The following is a 19,691-nucleotide window of genomic DNA, read 5'->3' on the forward strand; positions in this document are numbered from 1 at the left end:
TCCCCAAAAGGCGTACTTGAATATAATACCAGAAAAACCCTTGCCAGGCAAGGGCTTTTAGCGTTTTTCTATGAAATTTTTGACAGTTTTGTTGTCCATGTTCTTTCACTTATTTTAACCAAAAAAGAAAATTAATGCATTAAATTTTTGACGACTGGTTAATTGAATGAACGTGGGACTTAATATTAATGATAAGCGCCATTAGCAAAAATAAGAGTACTAATAGAAAAATATGCTCCATGCAAAGGATAAATAGTCGATCCATTTCATTTTTTAAGAGTCCATTTGGTAGCAAATGACTGACTAGTTGGTTCATCATGGAATTTTTAAGCTGTTGATTAGCTGCTGGTATAACCTGCATTTGTACCGTTAAATTAAACACCATCCCAAAAACGCCCGTTGCAAAAGTCTGTCCAAGTGAACGCCCTAATGTAATCATGGAGGTTGCTGAGCCAAGCTCACTGCCTTTTGACACTTTCTGAGCAACCAAGATGTTCATGGTGATAACGATTCCCAAAATAGAGCCAGTGATTGCTGACACGATATAAAAGACAAAGATTGGCGTTGCGCTTCCAATGAAAACAATTGGCAGGTAACTGATGAAAAGAATAATAGTTAAAGCAACGGCAATGGATTTTGGGGCATAATGCCTGAGAAGATATCCGACTGAAAAGGAAGCCAGCAACCAAAAGATTGGACTTGGCGTCACGACTAGTCCCGCAGTTGCGGGCGATAAGCCATACACCACTTGTAGCCACATTGGGAAGTAAGTTTGAAAAGCAATTTGCACCGCACTCAACAATAGAGCGGTGATGATTTGAGTGACAAATACGCGACTTTTGAATAAATCAACTGGAATAATCGCTTCTGGATTCCTTTTTTCATTCCTGAAAAACTGCCAGAGACCAATCAGAAATCCAACAACTAAAATTAATAGCATCCTCAGGTTGACCGAATTGGTTGATATCAACTGAAGAAAAAGAAGGAGCGTAACCAAAACAGTACTCAAACTGACCAAGCCGACTACATCAACGTTCAAACTCGACTTTACCGGTCGTTCTTCCTTATAGGTAGTTAAAATAATGATGAAGACTAAAATCCCAAAGGGTAAATTAATAAAAAAGACCCAGTGCCAACTAAGATACTCCACAATATAACCACCTAACAGCGGACCGAGTAAAGCCGAGATCCCCCAGACCGTATTATTTAAAGCAAGGGCCTTTGGTCGCTCATCAAAGTCGTATAAATCGGCAATTATCGTAAACGTTAGCGGAATGATTGCCCCTGCGCCAATCCCCTGTACTGCTCTCGACCCAATCAATTCAAGCATGTTGATAGATAAGCCTGAGCCGAGTGACCCAAAACAAAAGAGCAGAATGCCACTAATGAAAATCGGTTTTCGTCCGACTTGATCGGCCAACTTTCCAAAAAGTGGCGTACTAACCGCCATCGTTAACAAATAAACGGCAAAAACCCAGCTTTGATAACGGAGTCCATTCAGCTGACTGACAATGGTTGTTAAGGCCGTCGTGATAATCGTGGTTTCAATCGAAGTCATTAAAGTCGCAAACAAGATGGCTACGAGTAATAGCCGCCTCTTCAAACTGACATCCATTTTCTTGCACTCACTTTCTTTATTTCAGTATTTCGACAACAATAGAACAACAAACTTAAAAGAAAAGGATTCATAATGAATCCAAAAAACCAGGAAGGTACTTCGCAAACGTTTCCAGGTTTAACGATAAAAACTTGCTCTGTGCTTCCCGTCTTGTGTTCGTTAACTGGACAGAACGAAGTGCCTTAAAGTGATAAGAGACCGTTGACTTACTAATCGAAAGCTCATTCCCCACCTCCCCGCAAGTCATTTCTCGCTGACTCTTGTACAAAATTCGAATCATTTTTAAGCGATTTTCGTCTGATAGTGTTTTGAATATTTCGGCACGTTTTTGATCTTCTTGTTCTATTGTCATGAAACTATCGTAGTCCTATTCCAACAGTTTTTCAAGGTCAAAAAAAAGGAATTGATTCAATCAATTCCTTTTCGTATAACAATCAACGATTTTTCTCACGACTTTCCCAACTTAAATTCCAGGAAGGCATCGTTATAGAGTTGTGTCCAGTGTTGATCAAAATTCTGATAAACCTGTAAACGGTCGAGCACGGACTGCTTGGGATAAAAGGCCTTGTCGTTTTGAACAGACTTTGGCAGTCGCTCATAAGCCGCCTTGTTCGCCGTGGCGTAACCAATGTACTGTGCATTCTTAGCAGCAACATCAGGTCGGTTTAGGTAGTTCACCAAGGCATAGGCCGCCTGTTTATGTTCGGCAGACTTTGGGATAACCAGGTTATCAAGCCAGAGATTGGAACCATCTTCCGGTACCGTGTAGGCCAAATCAGGGTTTTTTTCCATAGCGTTTTTTGCTTCACCAGAATAGGTAACAGCCAGGCTACCTTCCCCCTGAGCCATATAAAGCTTTAATTCATCCCCCACGATTGCCTTCACGTTTGGCATCAGCGAAGAAAGCTTTCCCTGGGCAGCAGCAAGATCCGCCACGTTTTGATCGTTGACGGACTTACCTTGGGAGATGAGCGTCATTCCAAGAATGTCCCGAGCAGAATCAACCAGTAGCACTTGGTTTCGATACTTAGCTGACCAAAGAGCAGACCAATTTGTCAGTTCTGAACCATTGACATCTTTTTTATTATACAAAATGCCAAGAGTGCCCCAGAAGTACGGGATAGAATACTGGTTGCCACGGTCAAAAGATTGGTTTAAGAACTGCGGATTTAAATTATTCATACCCGTCAATTGCTTTTTGTCCAACTTTGCCAACAAACCCGCGTCCTTTAACTTCGCCACCATGTAATCAGAAGGAACGGCCAAATCAAAGTTCGTCCCACCCTGCTGAATTTTGGTGTACATCGCTTCGTTCGAGTCAAAAGTCTGGTAGTTGACCTTGTAGCCAGTTTCTTTCGTAAAGTCCGTCAGGATACTGGGATCGATGTAATCGCCCCAATTGTAGAAAGTCAGAGTATCTTTCCCAGATGATTGCTGATTTCTAGAGGCCGTCAAGCCCCATTGCAAGCCAAGTAACGCCACAATCACGAGGCAAATGCCGCCGAAAGTCATCATTAATTTCTTCATTTGACTTTCTCCTTTAGCTTGGTCGCCTTCCGACTGGCCGTCTTTTGGCTATAGGCGTAATAGCCCAACACCAGCACGAAGGCCAGCGCCAGCATAATCGTCGACAGTGCGTTAATTTCCAGCGAGACGCCTTGACGGGCACGGGAGTATACTTCCACCGCCAAAGTTGAAAAGCCGTTTCCCGTCACGAAGAAAGTCACAGCAAAGTCGTCCAGTGAGTAGGTCAAGGCCATGAAAAAACCGGCAAAAATTCCCGGTGCTATCACGGGCAACGTGACTTTAGTCAGGACTTCCGTGGGCTTCGCTCCCAAATCAGAAGCGGCTAATACCAAGTCCCGGTTCATCTCCTGCAACTTTGGTAAGACCATCAACACCACAATTGGAATCGAAAAAGCGACATGGGCCAAAAGCACCGTCAAAAAACCGAGTTTTAACCCAAGAGCCGTCATTAAAATTAAAAAGGCAGCCCCGATAATGACATCAGGCGAAACTAACAAAACGTTATTCAGTCCAAGTAGGGTCTGCTTTAATAACCTTCGTTCCGTACGGTAGATTGCCAAGGCACCAATGGTCCCAATTGCCGTTGCAATTAAGGAAGACGTCAAAGCCAGAATCAGAGTGTTTAAAACAATTTGCAAAAGACGCGTATCCTGCCACAGTTCCTGATAATGGACCCAGGAAAAGCCGGCAAAGCCCTGCATTGCATCACCTGAATTAAACGAGTATACCGCAAGAAAGAGAATGGGCGCATAGAGCAAGAAAAAGCAAAAGGCTAACCAAAAACGTTCAATTATTTTCATTTACGTTGCCTCCTTTTCTTTTTCTTTCGATCCGTAGTAAGCGCCATTGTCAGTGCCATGGCGATAATTAGGACGACACCAATCGTTGAACCAAAGGACCAGTTTTGCGTCACCAAAAAATGCTCCTCAATGGCTGTCCCCAGAGTGATCACTTTGTTTCCTCCAATCAAGCGGGTAATCATGAAGAGGGAGAGGCTGGGGATAAAGACAGTTTGCACCCCGGTTTTTACCCCGGGCATGGATAATGGCCAAATAACCTTTTTAAGCGTTTGAAACGATGAGGCGCCAAGGTCGCGAGATGCAGCCGGTAGCAAAGGATCAATATCCAGCAACGCATTATAGATGGGTAATACCATGAAGGGGAGCTCGATATAGGCTGCCACCAACAAAAAAGCACCGTTAGTAAAGAGCAGCTGTTGACTACCAAAGCCCATGGCTTCAATACTCTGATTAAGTAGCCCGTCCTTGCCCAGCAAGCCGATGAAGGCGTAAGTCTTCAACAATAGGTTGATCCAGGTTGGCAAGATAACCAACAGTAACCAAAATTGCCGGTGCTTTAGCTTTGTTAAACAAAGTGCCAAGGGGTAGGAAATCCCCAGAGTAATCACCGTGATCAAAAAGGCGTACCAGATTGAATTAACCGTCATGGCTAAGTAGGGACCGGATGTGAAAAAGTCACGGTAGTTCGCTAACGACAAGCCCTGCCCCGGCACGTTCAATGATTGAATCAGCAGGAGCAGTAATGGCGCCACCACGAACGCCAGCAACCAGAGTCCATAAACACCTAGGTAAGCCTCTGTAAAACGTTTCTTGGTGCTATTCATGGTCAAACACCTCAGGGACTTTATCAGCGGAATCAGAGGGATCCGTTGGCGTTTCATCATCTTCGTAAGCCTCTAAACGAGCGTCAAACTCAGCTTCCGACTCGTTATAGCGCATGATGTGGATGTCCTCCGGGTCAAAAGTCAACCCAACCCGCGAACCGATAACGGCTGGGTTCGTTGCTTGAACTTGCCAGAGATTCAAATCGTCGTCTTGCGCCATGATTTCATAATAGTCACCCCGGAAAGATTGGTTCTTAATTGTGACAACCAGCTTTCCCTTTTCGGGTGTCGTTAAATCCAAATCTTCCGGACGCAAAACCACTTCAACCGCTTCGTTTGGCCGCATACCGGCATCCACGTTTTCAAAGTCTTTCCCAACAAAGTGCACCACGTAGTCAGACTTCATCACACCGGGAACGATGTTGGATTCCCCAATAAAGTTAGCCACAAAATGATTAACCGGTTCATCATAGATGTCTTCTGGTGTTCCCTGTTGCTGAATGACACCATCGTTCATGACAAAAATCCAATCCGACATAGCCAGGGCTTCTTCTTGATCGTGGGTCACGAAAACAAAGGTGATTCCTAGACGGCGTTGAATGGTCCGCAGTTCGGTCTGCAAAACCTTCCGCAGTTTGTAATCCAAAGCTGATAGGGGTTCATCCAACAAAAGCAACTCAGGGTCATTAGCCAAAGCGCGGGCAATGGCCACTCGCTGTTGCTGTCCACCAGATAATTCATTAATTTCTCGGTTTTCATAGCCAGCCAACTTGACTAAAGCAAGCATCTCCTTCACTTTTTCCTCGATGGCTTCTTCCGGCATTTTCTTTAAGCGAGGTCCAAAAGCCACGTTGTCAAAAACATTCATGTTTGGAAAAAGGGAGTAGTTTTGGAAAACCGTGTTCACCCGACGCTTTTCAGCAGGAAGATCGTTGATGACTTTTCCATCAAAAATCACCTTGCCAGAAGAGGGCTGTAACTGACCGGAAATCAGCTTCAAAATGGTTGACTTTCCCGAACCCGAGGGGCCGAGCAAGGTATAAAACTGACCGGAATCCAGCTCCAAGTCAATGTTTTTGAGCACCTCTGTCTCACCAAAAGATAAGGCAACCTGCTTAAATTCCAGGATGTTTTCATTTACTTGCATGCAATCTCTCCAATCGTTCAGTGTTTCTATTTTACAACGGCAACGGCAACTCGTATAGTCTGCAAATGGCCGTTTTTGAAGCGGTCCAGACCGACTTTTCTAGACAAAGAAAAAAGCAGAAGAGCAAAAGCTCATCTGCTTTAAGGAAAATGGGGGAAAGCTTATGCTTCGCCGCCGTGTTCCTTGATAATTTCTTCTTGAACGTTCTTTGGAACGGCCTGGTAGTGGTCGAAGACCATCTGGAACGTTCCACGTCCCTGCGTAGCTGAACGCAAAGTCGTTGCATAACCGAACATTTCTGACAATGGTACCTGAGCCTTAACGGCCAAAACAGGTCCACGGTTTTCTTGTCCTTCAATCAAACCACGACGTGCGGAAACGTGTCCCATCACATCACCAAGGTTTTCTTCAGGAACAACGATGTCAACCGCCATGATTGGTTCCAAAATAACGGCACCGGCAGTCTTAGCAGCTTCCTTCAATGCCAATGAAGCGGCAATCTTAAAGGCAGCTTCAGAAGAATCGACATCGTGGTAAGAACCATCGTACAACTTGGCCTTCAAGTCAACCAATGGGAAGCCAGCCAAAGGACCAGCGTTCAAAGCGTCCTTCAAACCTGCTTCAACTGAAGGGATGTATTCACGAGGAACAACACCACCGACGATGGCGTCTTCGAATTCGAAGCCTGCCCCTTCTTCGTTTGGTGAGAATTCAATCCAAACATCACCATACTGTCCCTTACCACCAGACTGGCGCTTGAAGAATCCACGCGCCTTAACGTCCTTCGTGAAGGCTTCACGGTAGGCAACTTGAGGAGCACCAACTTGGGCTTCAACGTTGAATTCACGCTTCATACGATCAACCATGATGTCCAACTGCAATTCACCCATTCCGGCGATCAACGTGTCACCAGTTTCCTGGTTCGTTGTGGCACGGAATGAAGGATCTTCTTCAGCAAGCTTCTGCAAAGCAGTTGCCAACTTGTCTTGGTCGGCCTTCGTCTTTGGTTCGATGGCCAATTCGATAACTGGTTCTGGGAATTCCATTGATTCCAAGATCAATGGATGGTCAACGGCCGTCAAAGAATCACCAGTCGTGGTGTTCTTCAAACCAATGGCAGCGGCGATATCACCAGAGAAGACTTCTTCGATTTCAGTACGTGAAGTGGCGTGCATTTGAAGCAAACGACCAACACGTTCACGTGAGTCAGAAGAAGTGTTTTGTACGTATGAACCGGCCTTCAATGAACCAGTATAAACACGCATAAACGTCAAACGACCAACGAATGGGTCCGTCATGATCTTAAATGCCAAGGCAGCGAATGGCTTTGAGTCATCGGCAACCAAGTCAACTTCTTCATCCGTCTTAGGGTCGGTAGCGACATAAGGACGAACTTCCAAAGGTGATGGCAAGTAATCAACAACGGCATCCAACATCATTTGAACACCCTTATCCTTGTAGGCAGAACCGGCAAGAACTGGGTAGAATTCCAAAGCCAACGTTGCACGACGGATAGCCGCCTTCAATTCGTCAACTGAAATTTCTTCCCCTTCAAGGTACTTGTTCATCAATTCTTCATCAACATCAGCAACCGCTTCAATCAACTTTTCGCGACGTTCTGCAACGATGTCCTTGTAGTCAGCAGGGATTTCCTTAGGTTCCCAAGTTGATCCAAGATCATCCGTTGGGTAGTAAGCTTCCTGCGTAATCAAATCAATGACACCAGCAAAGTCGTCTTCGGCACCGATTGGCCATTGGATAGCTTCGGCGTTAACACGAAGACGTTCGTGCATTGATTCAACAGACATTGCAAAGTCTGCACCCAACTTATCCATCTTGTTAACGAAGACGATACGTGGGACGTTATAAGTTGTCGCTTGGTGCCAAACAGTTTCAGTCTGTGGTTCAACACCAGCAGCACCATCCAACACGGCTACGGCACCATCCAACACACGGAGGGCACGTTCAACTTCGATTGTGAAGTCCACGTGACCTGGGGTATCGATGATGTTAACACGGAATGGATCTTTTTCGTATTGGTCAAAGAATCCACGCCAAACGGCCGTCGTAGCGGCAGACTGGATCGTAATTCCACGTTCCTTTTCCTGGTCCATGAAATCCATTTGTGAAGCACCATCGTGCGTTTCACCAATCTTGTGGATCTTACCAGTATAGTACAAGATACGCTCAGTCGTCGTCGTCTTACCAGCATCGATGTGGGCCATGATACCAATGTTACGAGTACGGTTAAGCGGATATTCACGCTTTGCCATTGTGTTCTCCTAAAATTTTTCGTTATTTGCAAGAAAAAGCGACCTAGTTTCAGTTCGCTTTTTAAAAAGAATATTCATTGCTAAGAAGCAACCGGTTAGCAAGCTAACCGATTCATCCTACCAACGGTAGTGAGCAAAGGCACGGTTGGCTTCAGCCATCTTGTGCGTGTCTTCGCGCTTCTTAACTGATGCACCGTTTTCGTTTGCTGCATCGATGATTTCCTTGGCCAAACGTTCGTCCATTGTGTGTTCGTTACGCAAACGAGCGTAGTTAACCAACCAACGGAGACCCAAAGTCGTACGACGGTCTGGGCGAACTTCGATAGGCACCTGGTAGTTTGATCCACCAACACGGCGGGCCTTAACTTCCAATACTGGCATGATGTTTTCCATGGCTTGTTCGAAAACTTCCAATGGATCGTTACCAGTTGTTTCCTTGATACGGTCGAAGGCATCATACAAGATCGTTGATGCCGTTCCACGCTTACCATCGATCATCAACTTGTTGATCAAACGGGAAACCAGCTTTGAATTGTAAATTGGGTCAGGCAAAACTTCCTGACGCTTCGTATAACCTTTACGTGGCATAAGTTTTCCTCTCCTTTTTACTTCTTAGGAGCTTTTGTTCCATACTTAGAACGTGAGCTCATACGACCTTCAACACCGGCAGTATCCAGTGCACCACGGATAACGTGGTAACGCACACCAGGCAAATCCTTAACACGACCACCACGGATCAAAACAACCGAGTGTTCCTGCAAGTTGTGACCGATACCTGGGATGTAAGCCGTCACTTCATACAGGTTTGACAAACGTACACGAGCGTACTTACGCAAAGCTGAGTTAGGCTTCTTAGGTGTCAAAGTTCCAACACGAGTGGCAACCCCACGCTTTTGTGGCGCAGCATTCTTAGTTGCTTTCTTCTTCATTGAGTTGTAGCCGAAGTTCAAAGCGGGTGAGTTTGACTTAGTCGCTTGAGACTTACGTGACTTACGAACCAATTGGTTAATTGTAGGCATCCTACTATTCTCCTTCGTTTCATTTCACAGTTCCAGGTGTATCATTTTTGTCATTAAACAAAAGTGCTCCCGGAAGTCCTGCTTAGACTTGCCTTTACACCGCCCTTCATCACGATTATCGCGATATTCAGAGCACATGTCTTAAAAGCACGTCCAATATAATAGCATTATCTGGGACAAAGTCAAGGCAATTTACGCCCTTTTCTACGGCTTTTTTATTAAGAAAGAATAAAAGCTTGGATGAGCTTTTGAAGGCTTTTTCGTGCTATTTGGTATGAACTACTTATTAAACTTTCTGCTACAATCCATTTTGGCCTCCCTTATCTGTTGTTTAGCCGACCGCGCCATCGCAAAACGCCCGTTGTTTACGAAGCGCTCATATTGTTTCCATTGCACGACACAACTGAACTGGTACCAGCTCATCCCCATTTTTTCAGCATGCTTTCAATCCTTTCGTTGCTCAAAATGTCATGCCACTTTTACTAGTAAGAAACAGTGGGTATTTTTCGAACTTTTCTTTCCAATCACCATGGCTTTGGTGGCACCTTCTTTCGAACCGCAATATTGGCTAGTCTTCCCACTCCTCTTTCTAGCTCGTGAAGATAGCCAGGCACTGAAGGCTCACAGTGACTGGATCTTCCTCGTCGTTCCGATTGTTTACCTTCAGAGTACGACCAGTTGTTTGACATGGATGAAGTTTTGGATTCTTATCGAGGTACTCATTCTCATTTTTCTGCACAAACTTGGTTTTGGCGATCTCCCTGTTCTGCTAATCGCAATGCTCACTTTCACGGATGCTGATTTTTTGCTCTTCATCGCCATTGCTTCATGCAGCGCCCTACTCGACTATCTTTGTTCTAAAGAAATGAATCAATCCTTGCCTTTTTTACCATTCCTCTTACTTTCCTGGTTGATTCTACTTTTAAAAAATCATTTTTAGAAAAGTAGAAGCAACTTAACGACCTTCAGACAGCGTTTAATCTTCCAAAAAAAGTCCAACCACGGCACGGTGGTTGGACTTTTCATTTGTTTCAAGCATTCGATACTACTGCTTGTTCACTAGCCTTTTTGATTTTTAACGTAATCTGACCCTTTGTGGCACCAATCGTCACCATGTCAGCCGTTGAGATTTCACCAGAAAGAAGCGCTTCCGACAGTTTATCCTCAATAGCCGTTTGAATAAGGCGACGAACTGGCCGAGCACCATATTCACGGTCATAGCCTTCTTCAGCAATGGTTTTAACTGCTGCTTGGGTGATCTTAATCTTAACCCCTTGCTCCGCTACCCGTTCCAGTAATGACTTGGACAACAGGCGAACAATTTGTTCAACTTCTGGTTCTTCCAATGGATCAAAGACCAACACTTCATCAATGCGGTTCACAAATTCTGGCCGGAACGTTTCCTTGACTGTTTCACGAATCTTATTCGCTACTGCCTCTTTATTCTCAGCTTGGTCGACAGAACCGAACCCAACCGTCTTTTCGTCACGCAACCGGGTTGCCCCCAAGTTGGACGTCATGATGATAATCGTGTTACGGAAGTTCACTCGACGACCCTTGGCATCGGTCAAGAACCCATCGTCAAAGACCTGCAACATCAAGTTGTAGATATCCTTGTTCGCCTTTTCCAGCTCATCCAACAAGATAATTGAATAGGGATGCTTCCGAACTTGTTCGGTCAATTGCCCACCCTGGTCGTAACCAACATAACCAGGAGCAGCCCCGATTAGACGGGAGGCCGAGTACTGTTCTTGATACTCAGACATATCGATTCGAATCATGTTGTCTTCCGAACCGAAGACCAACTCAGCCAAAGCCTTGGCCAGTTCAGTCTTTCCAACACCGGTTGGTCCTAAGAAGAGGAAAGTCCCCATTGGGCGCTTGGGGTCAGCCAGCCCTGAGCGGGCACGGCGGATAGCCCGTGAAACAGCTGACACCGCCGCCTTTTGTCCAATCACTCGCTTACCCAACTCTTTTTCCAAATTGACAAGCTGGTCAGACTCGCTTTCCTGCACTTGGTTCAACGGCACACCCGTCTGCTGTGAAATAACCGTGGCAATATCTTCAGGCGTCACCTTCATGCTGTAAGCATGCTGGCTTGCCTCTTTTCGTTCCGCTTTGGTCATCGCCTTATCAATCTTTTGACGTAAGGCAATTTCTTTCAGGCGTAGGTCCGCTGCCAACTCAAAGTCCATGTCAGCAATGGCCGCTTCTTTCTTATTAACAATGGCCGTCAACTTTGTCCGGTCTTTGTGAACAGGCGTGGCTTGATCAACGGCATCAATTTGGACTTTGGCCGCTGCTTCATCCATCAAATCAATGGCTTTATCAGGAAGGAAGCGTCCCGTAATGTAACGGGCAGATAACTTCACGGCTGCCTCGATGGCGCCATCCTCAATGTTGACCCGGTGGTAGCTAGCAAACTTTGGACGGATTCCCTTCAAAATAGCAATGGCTTCCTCAGTCGAAGGCTCATTAACAGTCACCCGAGCGAAGCGTCGTTCCAGTGCGGCGTCTGATTCAATCGACTGTTGGTACTCATCAAAAGTCGTTGCGCCAAGCAACTGCAAGTCGCCACGAGCCAATGCTGGCTTCAGGATATTGGCCGCATCAATAGCGCCTTCGGCACCACCAGCACCCACGAGGGTGTGCAGTTCATCGACAAAGAGAATCACTTGCCCGTCAGCTTCGATTTCGTCGATGATTTGCTTCAAACGAGCTTCGAACTCCCCGCGGTACTTTGTTCCAGCAACCAAAGAACCCATGTCCAAAACCATCAAGCGCTTGTGCTTCAAATTTTCTGGTACTTGTCCCTGCACAATGCGCTGCGCCAATCCTTCAGCAATGGCGGTCTTTCCAACACCAGGTTCGCCAACAAGTACGGGGTTATTCTTAGTCCGTCGTGACAAAATCTGGACAACACGCCGCACTTCCTTATCCCGACCAATGACTGGATCCAAATGTTCTGTCCGAGCGACCTGAGTCAAATCACGGCCAAGTTTATCCAAGGTTGGTGTTCCTTCGATTGATTGCTGCTTGACGCGTCCTTTTTTCAACTGCTTACGCAAATCTGTGACGCCTAGTCGGCGAAGAACCGCCCGTTGCAAGTCAGTGAGGTTGACATCCAGTGAGAGCAACACGCGGGCGGCCAAAATGCTTTGGTCTTGAATCAAGGACAACAAGAGCAACTCCGTGCCAATTTCAGTTTGCCCCAAGGTTTCAGCCTGCTCTTTGGCCCAGTTCAAGATGCTGCCAGCCTTTGGCGAGTATGGTAAGTAGAGGTCAGGGTCAAAGGCCTGTTGGACACCAAAACCAGTGTAGTGTTCGACCTCTTCCTGAACGGCTTTGCCCGTAACGGCAAACTCGGCCAAAATCTTACCAGCGACACCTTGTTTTTCCATCGCTAGGGCGAGAAGAAGGTGTTCCGTTCCCACGGCTAAGTGGCGGAAGTACTTGGCTTGATCCTGGGCAATTGCCAGGGCAGTCTTTGCTGAATTTGTGTATTCTTGTGCCATGTTCTACTCCTTCTTTCATTCAATTCGTCTCGTAATTGGCTACTATTATAACGCAGTCAAGACGTTACATAAAGTCTTGTCCAGACCAATCAAAAAAGCAGGCGTTCACCTGCTTTTGATTAATCTGGATTTTTCAATGCCAATTGCCACTGAAGGTAGGCATTAATGAATGGGTCTAAGTCCCCATCCAAGACATCTTGCGGTTGATTTGTTTCATATCCCGTCCGGTGATCCTTAACCATCTGATAGGGATGTAGGACATAGGAGCGGATTTGAGAACCCCATCCGTTTTCCTTCTTTTCACCAGCCAAAGCCGCTCGTTCGGCTTCCTTCTTTTCCAGTTCCATCTGGTAAAGCTTAGCCTTCAACAAGCGCATGGCATAATCACGGTTACCGTACTGGGTACGTTCGACCGTTGATGACACAACAATGCCAGTCGGTTCGTGGGTCAAACGCACACCAGTTGACACCTTATTGACGTTCTGACCACCGGCACCACCGGAACGAAAGACGTCCATCTTGATGTCGTCATCACGAACTTCGACTTCGATGGAGTCATCCAATTCAGGCATAACATCGACCGATACAAAGGAAGTGTGTCGACGCCCCGCCGAATCAAAGGGGGAAATCCGAACGAAGCGATGCACGCCCTTTTCTGAACGTAAGAATCCGTAGGCGTTGTGCCCGGAAACTTTGATCGTGGCCGAGTCAATACCGGCTTCGTCACCCGCATTGTAGTTCAACACATCGACTTTAAAGTCGTGGGCTTGGGCCCAACGAGTGTACATCCGGTAAAGTTTTTCGCCCCAGTCGGTCGATTCAGTTCCACCCGAACCAGGATGGATTTCCAAGATGGCATTGTTGGCATCGTATTCCCCCGTCAACAACTGTTCCAGGTTATAGGCTTGGACAGCATCCTGGGTCTTTTCCACCAACTGACCCAACTCTTCAGCAGAATCGGTATCTTCAGGGTCTTCGGAAACAATTTCAATCAACATCTCGATTTCATCAGCTGCTTCACCCAATGCTAAGAATGAATCCCGCCTTTTCTTCAAGACGTTGGTCTCATCAATCACACCTTGGGCTTTTTGCTGATCATCCCAGAAACCCGGTTCGGTCATCTGGTTTTCAAAGTCGGCAATTTCCTCCGTCAATGCATCCAAATCTAATGTTTTTTCAAAGCCGGCAACTTCCTCTCGGATACCAGCTAGAGCCTGTTTGGCAGCCACTACTTCCATGGCAATCCTCCCATAAGAAAAGCGAACTCATCGTTCGCCTTGTGCTTAGGCTGACAAATTAGTACGAATCTCGGCCTTCATGAAAGTTCGAGTTGCATCATACTCAATATCAGCAATCATTTTGTTAAAGTTAGCAAAAGCTTCGTTTTGGTATTCAACCAATGGGTTCAACTGACCATAACCGCGAAGACCCACTCCCTGACGCAAACGGTCGAGGGCATCGATGTGGTCCGTCCAGTGTTGGTCAACGGAACGAAGAATAACAACCCGTTCAAAGGCCAAAAGCTGTCCTTCGTCATACAAGGCTTCCTTCTTTTCAGCTAAGTTCTCCTTGGCCAACTCCAGAATCTTTTCCTTGATTTCAGGACGAGTTAGGTTCTGCAAACGAACAGAACCGTGCTTTGGTGACGTAATCGATGATTCAATAAAGGTATTGATTTCATCTAAGTGCCACTTTTCGGCATCCTTACCAGGTGTCTGCGCGTCAACCACGCGGTCAATTGTCCGCTCAACCATGCCCATTAAGGCATCATCGAGAGACTCCTTTTCATCCAAAACAGCATCACGTTCCCTGTAAATCAACTCACGTTGTTCACGAACAACGTCATCATACTGTAAGACATTCTTACGCGTATCGTAGTTGTTTCCTTCAACACGCTTTTGTGCCGACTCAACTGAACGAGTAATCCAACGGTGGGTAATGACCGTTTCTTCATCATCCATGTTCATTCGTTGCAAGAGAGCCCGGACTTTTTCAGCGCCGAAACGAATCATCAAATCATCTTGCAAAGACAAGTAGAACTGTGAGAAGCCGTGGTCACCTTGACGTCCCGCACGACCACGCAATTGGTTATCGATACGACGTGATTCGTGACGTTCCGTTGCAATCACCGCTAAGCCACCCAAATCATCAATACCAGGGCCCAACTTAATGTCAGTTCCACGACCGGCCATGTTGGTGGCAACCGTTACGGCACCCTTTTGCCCGGCATTGGCAATGATTTCGGCTTCTTTTTCGTTGTTCTTAGCGTTCAACACGTTGTGAGGAATCTTGTGGGCAGTTAAGAGCTTATCAACCAATTCGGAAGATTCAACGGAACCAGTTCCCAACAAGACAGGCTGACCTTTCTTATGCAACTCCGCCACGCGGTCGACCACTGCGTTGTACTTTGACTTCAAAGATGGGTAGAGCAAGTCAGGTTCATCAACACGTTGAATTGGTCGGTTCGTTGGAATCTCAATCACTTCCATGTTGTAAATCTCAAGAAGCTCTTCTTCTTCCGTCTTGGCCGTTCCCGTCATACCAGACAACTTCTTGTACATACGGAAGAGGTTCTGGTAGGTGATTTGCGCCATGGACTTGTTTTCTTCCTTGATCTCGACGCCTTCTTTGGCTTCGATGGCTTGGTGCAAACCATCAGACAAACGAGTTCCTTCAGAAATACGACCAGTTGATTGGTCAATCAACTTCACTTCGCCTTCCTGCACAACGTAATCTTTATCACGTAAGTAGTTAAAGTTAGCACGTAGCGCTTGGTCAATGTGGTGAGTCAAGGCCGTGTTGGCGCTATCATAAATATTATCTAAGTTAAAGAAGACTTCGGCAGCTTTGATTCCCTTGGGCGTCAATGACGTGTTCTTTGATTCCTCATCGACTTTATAATCTTCGTCACGAGTTAGTGTCTTCACGAAACGATCAACACGCTGGTAGAGCGGTGAAATGCCGGAACCAGGACCAGAAATAATCAAAGGAGTACGGGCCGTATCAATCAAAATTGAATCCGCTTCATCAATCAACGCGTAGTTTAGGCCACGTTGCATCACACGGTCTTCCGCACGGTTCACCATGTTATCGCGAAGGTAGTCAAACCCAATGTTAAAGTTGGTTGAATACGTGATATCCGCATCGTAGGCAGCCCGCTTCTTTTCGGGTGAATCGTCCCCAACGTTAATACCAACCGAAAGGCCCAACCAATTGTACAGTTGACCCATCTGTTCCGCATCACGCTTCGAGAGGTAATCGTTAACCGTCACAACGTGGACACCGTTACCAGCCAGTGCGTTCAAGTAAACCGCCATTGTGGCCGTCAAAGTCTTTCCTTCACCAGTCTTCATTTCGGCAATGTTTCCGCCATGAAGCACGATGGCCCCCATCACTTGGACGTGGTATGGGTACAAACCAAGAACACGCTTAGCACCTTCACGTGCTACAGCAAAGGCTTCAGGCAAAATTTCATCCAAAACCTTGGCCGTTGCCTTTTGCTTCGCCTTATCGTCTTTAATACCAGCAAGGGCCTTTTGAATGTGAATTTGAAAGTCTTGGGTCTTCTTCTGCAAGGCCTCATCGGACAGAGCAGCCATATCATCAGCCAACGCTTCGACCTGGTTCGCCACCTTGTCAATTTTCTTTAATTTGTGCCGGGAGTTATCCAGCGCTTTACGAATAGGATTTGCCATCGAATGTTCGGTATCCAGTTGCCCAGATACGCCCCTTTCATAAAAGTCATTATGATCTTGAATTATTTTAGAAACTAAGCCTAATTATAGCAAAAAAAGCCCAAAAAAGACAGGCAGGACCTGGCGCTTTTTAGGACTTTTTAATTAAGAATTAATGATGGGGCGTCTTGTTTAATTTCTCTTGTCCACCCAAGTAAGGGCGCAGCACTTCAGGTACCGTTACAGAACCATCTTCATTTTGGTAGTTTTCCAAAATAGCGGCCACCGTACGACCAACTGCCAGTCCAGAACCATTCAACGTGTGAACCAATTCAAGTTTGCCGTCCTCATTACGGTAGGTGATGTGCATCCGGCGAGCTTGAAAGTCGCGGGTATTGGAAACAGATGAAATTTCACGATACATATTCTGAGCTGGAATCCAAACTTCAACATCGTGTGTCTTAGCAGCAGAGAAGCCCATGTCCCCCGTCGACAAAGTGATGACATGGTATGGCAGTCCCAGCTTTTGCAAAATGTTTTCAGCATTCTTCGTCATGATTTCCAACTGGTTATCGGAATCTTCTGGCTTGGCGAATTTCACCATTTCGACTTTGTTAAACTGGTGCAAGCGAATCAAACCACGGGTATCACGACCAGCGGCACCGGCTTCCTTACGGAAGGATGGTGACAGCGCCGTAAATGAAATTGGTAGATCTTCTGCTGGCAAAGTCTCACCAGAATAGTAGTTCGTCAATGGCACCTCAGCCGTTGGAATGTAAGTCTGATCAAGATCTTGCACACGGTAGGCGTCGTCTTTGAACTTTGGATACTGCCCCGTTCCGTACATAGCGGAATCGTTGACCACGATTGGCGTAATCATTTCAGTGTAGCCTTCCTTGCGGTGTTCATCCAACATGAAGTTATACACAGCACGCTCTAAGCGAGCACCATCACCCACGTAGTAGAGGAAACGCGCGCCAGAAACCTTGGCACCACGCTCGAAGTCCAAAATTCCCAGGTCTTCACCAATTTCATAGTGAGGCTTCAACCACTTTGGTGCCTCTTCTAAAGCATGGGGACGCCCCTCGTAATCCTTTGGCGCCCACTTTCGAACCTCAACATTACTATCCTCATCAGGTCCAACGGGAACATCGGCTTCTGCGATGTTTGGTAAGTGAGCTGCTTCTTCCTTCACTTCAGCATCTAAGTCAGCCAAGGTCTGGTCAATTTCTTTGATTTCTTTTGCCACAGCTTGCATTTCTGCAATGGCATCTGAAGCATCTTCTTTTTGACGTTTAGCAAAGGCAATCTTATCTGAAGCTTCGTTACGCTTAGCCTTCATTTCTTCCACTTTAGCAATCAAAGCACGACGATTCTCATCTTTTGCCAACAACGCTTCAAGGGTCCCCGGCTCAACACCACGATCAGCAAGCTTTTTAGCTGCCTCTTCCTTATTTTTGCGTAAATACTTTAAATCCAACATTGAAACATCTCCTCCTATACAAAAAGCGCCTTTTCATCCGACAAAAGTCAGGGACGAAAAAAACGCAATCCGTGGTACCACCCAGTTTCTGCAAAATGCAGCACTCATTACCCGATAACGGTGGAAACCGAGCGGCATTACCCGCTACTCGTGACTCATTGGAGTTTCGGTCTGACAGCTTACAACAACCGCTGTCTTTCTGAAATGACCTACTTATGATGAGTTGATACCTTTATTGTATGCTAGAAAGAAGACTTTGACAAGCGTTTTTTACCCACAAAAAAAGCCGACCGAAGTCGACTATTCTCTGATGGGCCATCCTGGATTCGAACCAGGGACCTCTGCGTTATCAACACAGCGCTCTAACCAACTGAGCTAATGGCCCATAAGCGAATGACGGGAATCGAACCCGCATAGCCAGCTTGGAAGGCTGGAATTCTACCATTGAACTACATTCGCATCTTCTCGGGTTCCCCCTATGGCGCTGGACGGAATCGAACCGCCGACACATGCAGCTTCAATGCATTGCTCTACCAACTGAGCTACAGAGCCATCTCTTTTATTAAAGAAACGGTCACAACGGGGTTCGAACCCGTGATCTCCTGCGTGACAGGCAGGCGTCCTAACCAGCTAGACCATGCGACCAATTGCGGGAGCAGGATTTGAACCTGCGACCTTCGGGTTATGGGCCCGACGAGCTACCGAACTGCTCCATCCCGCGATAATATTATTTTCGTTGGGCACTCGCCCTAAGGAGGATGAGGGATTCGAACCCTCGCGCCGATTTCTCGACCTGACGGTTTTCAAGACCGTTCCCTTCAGCCAGACTTGGGTAATCCTCCATGATTGTCTGATCACTTCATGGACCATGTTGGACTCGAACCAACGACCGGACGGTTATGAGCCGTCTGCTCTAACCAGCTGAGCTAATGGTCCCTGTTCGAGCCTATCGCGGCAGGGGGAATCGAACCCTCGACCTCTCGGGTATGAACCGAACGCTCTAGCCAGCTGAGCTACACCGCGATGTCGCTGTTTCCAGCCATCGGGACGACAGGATTCGAACCTGCGACCCCCTGGTCCCAAACCAGGTGCTCTACCAAGCTGAGCTACGTCCCGTTCCTTTTGGACTTCCGTCCTGTCTCCTGGTTTCGAAGACGATGCACCTAGCAGGAGTCGAACCTGCAACCTCCTGATTCGTAGTCAGACGCTCTATCCAATTGCGCTATAGGTGCAAATATAATGCCGGCGACCGGGATCGAACCGGTACGATGTTTCCATCGCAGGATTTTAAGTCCTGTGCGTCTGCCTATTCCGCCACGCCGGCATTCCAAGCGAACAACGGGATTCGAACCCGCGACCCCCACCATGGCAAGGTGATGTTCTACCTCTGAACTATGTTCGCATAATATGCCGACTAAAGGATTCGAACCTTCGACCCCCGCTTTACAAGAGCGGTGCTCTACCAGCTGAGCTAAGTCGGCTGGATTTGCCCGACGCGGCGCTTCTTTTTTGACCTTGGTCAATGGACGCTACAGGGATCGAACCTGTGACCCCCTGCTTGTAAGGCAGGTGCTCTCCCAGCTGAGCTAAGCGTCCAAAATAAAAACGAGTCTCCTCGTTTAATATGTACAGGCATCGCGTCGTCCTATCCTCGCAGCCAGCGTTCCGGCAACTACTTTCGGCGCTAAAGAGCTTAACTTCTGTGTTCGAGATGGGAACAGGTGGTTCCTCTTTGCCATCAACACGACACCTTTTGAGCTTTTACACTCAAAACTAAATAATCCTTACTTATCTTTCCTTAAATAAACGTA

Annotated in this window: 14 protein-coding genes, 14 tRNA genes and 1 rRNA gene; 1 reads left to right on the top strand and 28 read right to left on the bottom strand. The window is 46.7% G+C overall.

Features of this window, described 5'->3' with window-relative positions:
* Positions 1-139: 139 nt before the first annotated feature.
* The 9 genes from ACSYSL_RS04465 to rpsL form a co-directional block, all read right to left on the bottom strand.
* Entirely contained in the window at positions 140-1,615 is a 1,476-nt protein-coding gene (locus tag ACSYSL_RS04465; protein WP_491708454.1) for an MFS transporter, read from the bottom strand.
* Between the two features lie 70 nt (positions 1,616-1,685).
* Positions 1,686-1,970: an ArsR/SmtB family transcription factor gene (locus tag ACSYSL_RS04470; RefSeq protein ID WP_010691173.1), complete on the bottom strand. Its 285-nt coding sequence runs from the start codon at positions 1,968-1,970 to the stop codon at positions 1,686-1,688.
* Between the two features lie 95 nt (positions 1,971-2,065).
* The gene (locus ACSYSL_RS04475) at positions 2,066-3,145 is read right to left on the bottom strand and encodes an ABC transporter substrate-binding protein (RefSeq protein WP_491708455.1); all 1,080 of its coding nucleotides are present in this window, start codon (positions 3,143-3,145) and stop codon (positions 2,066-2,068) included.
* On the bottom strand, positions 3,142-3,945 hold the full coding sequence (locus ACSYSL_RS04480; RefSeq protein ID WP_491708456.1) for an ABC transporter permease: 804 nt from the start codon (positions 3,943-3,945) through the stop codon (positions 3,142-3,144). The genes ACSYSL_RS04475 and ACSYSL_RS04480 overlap by 4 nt, the downstream gene beginning before the upstream one ends.
* Positions 3,942-4,769 carry an ABC transporter permease gene (locus ACSYSL_RS04485; RefSeq protein WP_187753993.1) on the bottom strand — a complete coding sequence of 276 codons (828 nt, stop codon included), beginning with the start codon at positions 4,767-4,769 and terminating at the stop codon, positions 3,942-3,944. The genes ACSYSL_RS04480 and ACSYSL_RS04485 overlap by 4 nt, the downstream gene beginning before the upstream one ends.
* Positions 4,762-5,916, bottom strand: a complete 1,155-nt coding sequence (locus ACSYSL_RS04490; RefSeq protein WP_491708457.1) for an ABC transporter ATP-binding protein — start codon at positions 5,914-5,916, stop codon at positions 4,762-4,764. Before ACSYSL_RS04490 ends, ACSYSL_RS04485 begins: the two co-directional genes overlap by 8 nt.
* A 161-nt stretch (positions 5,917-6,077) precedes the next feature.
* Positions 6,078-8,189: an elongation factor G gene (fusA, locus tag ACSYSL_RS04495; RefSeq protein WP_010691166.1), complete on the bottom strand. Its 2,112-nt coding sequence runs from the start codon at positions 8,187-8,189 to the stop codon at positions 6,078-6,080.
* 117 nt (positions 8,190-8,306) lie between these two features.
* Complete coding sequence (gene rpsG, locus ACSYSL_RS04500) at positions 8,307-8,777, bottom strand: 30S ribosomal protein S7 (protein ID WP_010691165.1); 471 nt, start codon at positions 8,775-8,777, stop codon at positions 8,307-8,309.
* Positions 8,778-8,794: 17 nt separating this feature from the next.
* Positions 8,795-9,208: a 30S ribosomal protein S12 gene (gene rpsL, locus ACSYSL_RS04505; protein ID WP_010691164.1), complete on the bottom strand. Its 414-nt coding sequence runs from the start codon at positions 9,206-9,208 to the stop codon at positions 8,795-8,797.
* 262 nt (positions 9,209-9,470) lie between these two features.
* Here rpsL and ACSYSL_RS04510 point away from each other — a divergent pair, with 262 nt between their 5' ends.
* Positions 9,471-10,148, top strand: coding sequence for a prepilin peptidase (locus ACSYSL_RS04510; protein WP_491708458.1), 678 nt, complete (start codon positions 9,471-9,473; stop codon positions 10,146-10,148).
* 91 nt (positions 10,149-10,239) lie between these two features.
* Here ACSYSL_RS04510 and ACSYSL_RS04515 read toward each other — a convergent pair whose 3' ends face one another.
* From ACSYSL_RS04515 to rrf, 19 genes are all read right to left on the bottom strand, one after another.
* Positions 10,240-12,723, bottom strand: a complete 2,484-nt coding sequence (locus tag ACSYSL_RS04515) for an ATP-dependent Clp protease ATP-binding subunit (RefSeq protein ID WP_491708459.1) — start codon at positions 12,721-12,723, stop codon at positions 10,240-10,242.
* 119 nt (positions 12,724-12,842) lie between these two features.
* Positions 12,843-13,961, bottom strand: coding sequence for a peptide chain release factor 2 (gene prfB, locus ACSYSL_RS04520; RefSeq protein WP_010691161.1), 1,119 nt, complete (start codon positions 13,959-13,961; stop codon positions 12,843-12,845).
* Between the two features lie 45 nt (positions 13,962-14,006).
* On the bottom strand, positions 14,007-16,418 hold the full coding sequence (gene secA / locus ACSYSL_RS04525; RefSeq protein ID WP_010691160.1) for a preprotein translocase subunit SecA: 2,412 nt from the start codon (positions 16,416-16,418) through the stop codon (positions 14,007-14,009).
* Positions 16,419-16,569: 151 nt separating this feature from the next.
* Positions 16,570-17,880 (bottom strand): serine--tRNA ligase, encoded by a 1,311-nt coding sequence (gene serS, locus ACSYSL_RS04530; RefSeq protein ID WP_187753991.1) that lies wholly within the window; start codon positions 17,878-17,880, stop codon positions 16,570-16,572.
* Between the two features lie 311 nt (positions 17,881-18,191).
* Positions 18,192-18,265 (bottom strand) — tRNA-Ile (locus ACSYSL_RS04535).
* Between the two features lie 3 nt (positions 18,266-18,268).
* A tRNA-Gly gene (locus ACSYSL_RS04540) sits at positions 18,269-18,339 on the bottom strand.
* Positions 18,340-18,359: 20 nt separating this feature from the next.
* Positions 18,360-18,432, bottom strand: a tRNA-Phe gene (locus ACSYSL_RS04545).
* Between the two features lie 19 nt (positions 18,433-18,451).
* Positions 18,452-18,525: transfer RNA gene (locus ACSYSL_RS04550), tRNA-Asp, on the bottom strand.
* Between the two features lie 2 nt (positions 18,526-18,527).
* Positions 18,528-18,601: transfer RNA gene (locus ACSYSL_RS04555), tRNA-Met, on the bottom strand.
* Between the two features lie 31 nt (positions 18,602-18,632).
* A tRNA-Ser gene (locus ACSYSL_RS04560) sits at positions 18,633-18,722 on the bottom strand.
* A gap of 20 nt (positions 18,723-18,742) precedes the next feature.
* A tRNA-Ile gene (locus ACSYSL_RS04565) sits at positions 18,743-18,816 on the bottom strand.
* A gap of 13 nt (positions 18,817-18,829) precedes the next feature.
* Positions 18,830-18,903 (bottom strand) — tRNA-Met (locus tag ACSYSL_RS04570).
* Positions 18,904-18,922: 19 nt separating this feature from the next.
* Positions 18,923-18,996, bottom strand: a tRNA-Pro gene (locus ACSYSL_RS04575).
* 42 nt (positions 18,997-19,038) lie between these two features.
* Positions 19,039-19,112: transfer RNA gene (locus ACSYSL_RS04580), tRNA-Arg, on the bottom strand.
* An 8-nt stretch (positions 19,113-19,120) separates the two neighbouring features.
* Positions 19,121-19,204 (bottom strand) — tRNA-Leu (locus tag ACSYSL_RS04585).
* 6 nt (positions 19,205-19,210) lie between these two features.
* Positions 19,211-19,282, bottom strand: a tRNA-Gly gene (locus tag ACSYSL_RS04590).
* 6 nt (positions 19,283-19,288) lie between these two features.
* Positions 19,289-19,361: transfer RNA gene (locus ACSYSL_RS04595), tRNA-Thr, on the bottom strand.
* 42 nt (positions 19,362-19,403) lie between these two features.
* Positions 19,404-19,476: transfer RNA gene (locus ACSYSL_RS04600), tRNA-Val, on the bottom strand.
* Positions 19,477-19,512: 36 nt separating this feature from the next.
* Positions 19,513-19,629, bottom strand: a 5S ribosomal RNA gene (rrf, locus tag ACSYSL_RS04605).
* Between the last annotated feature and the right edge of the window lie 62 nt (positions 19,630-19,691).

It is taken from the genome of Fructobacillus sp. ESL1129 (assembly GCF_058507945.1).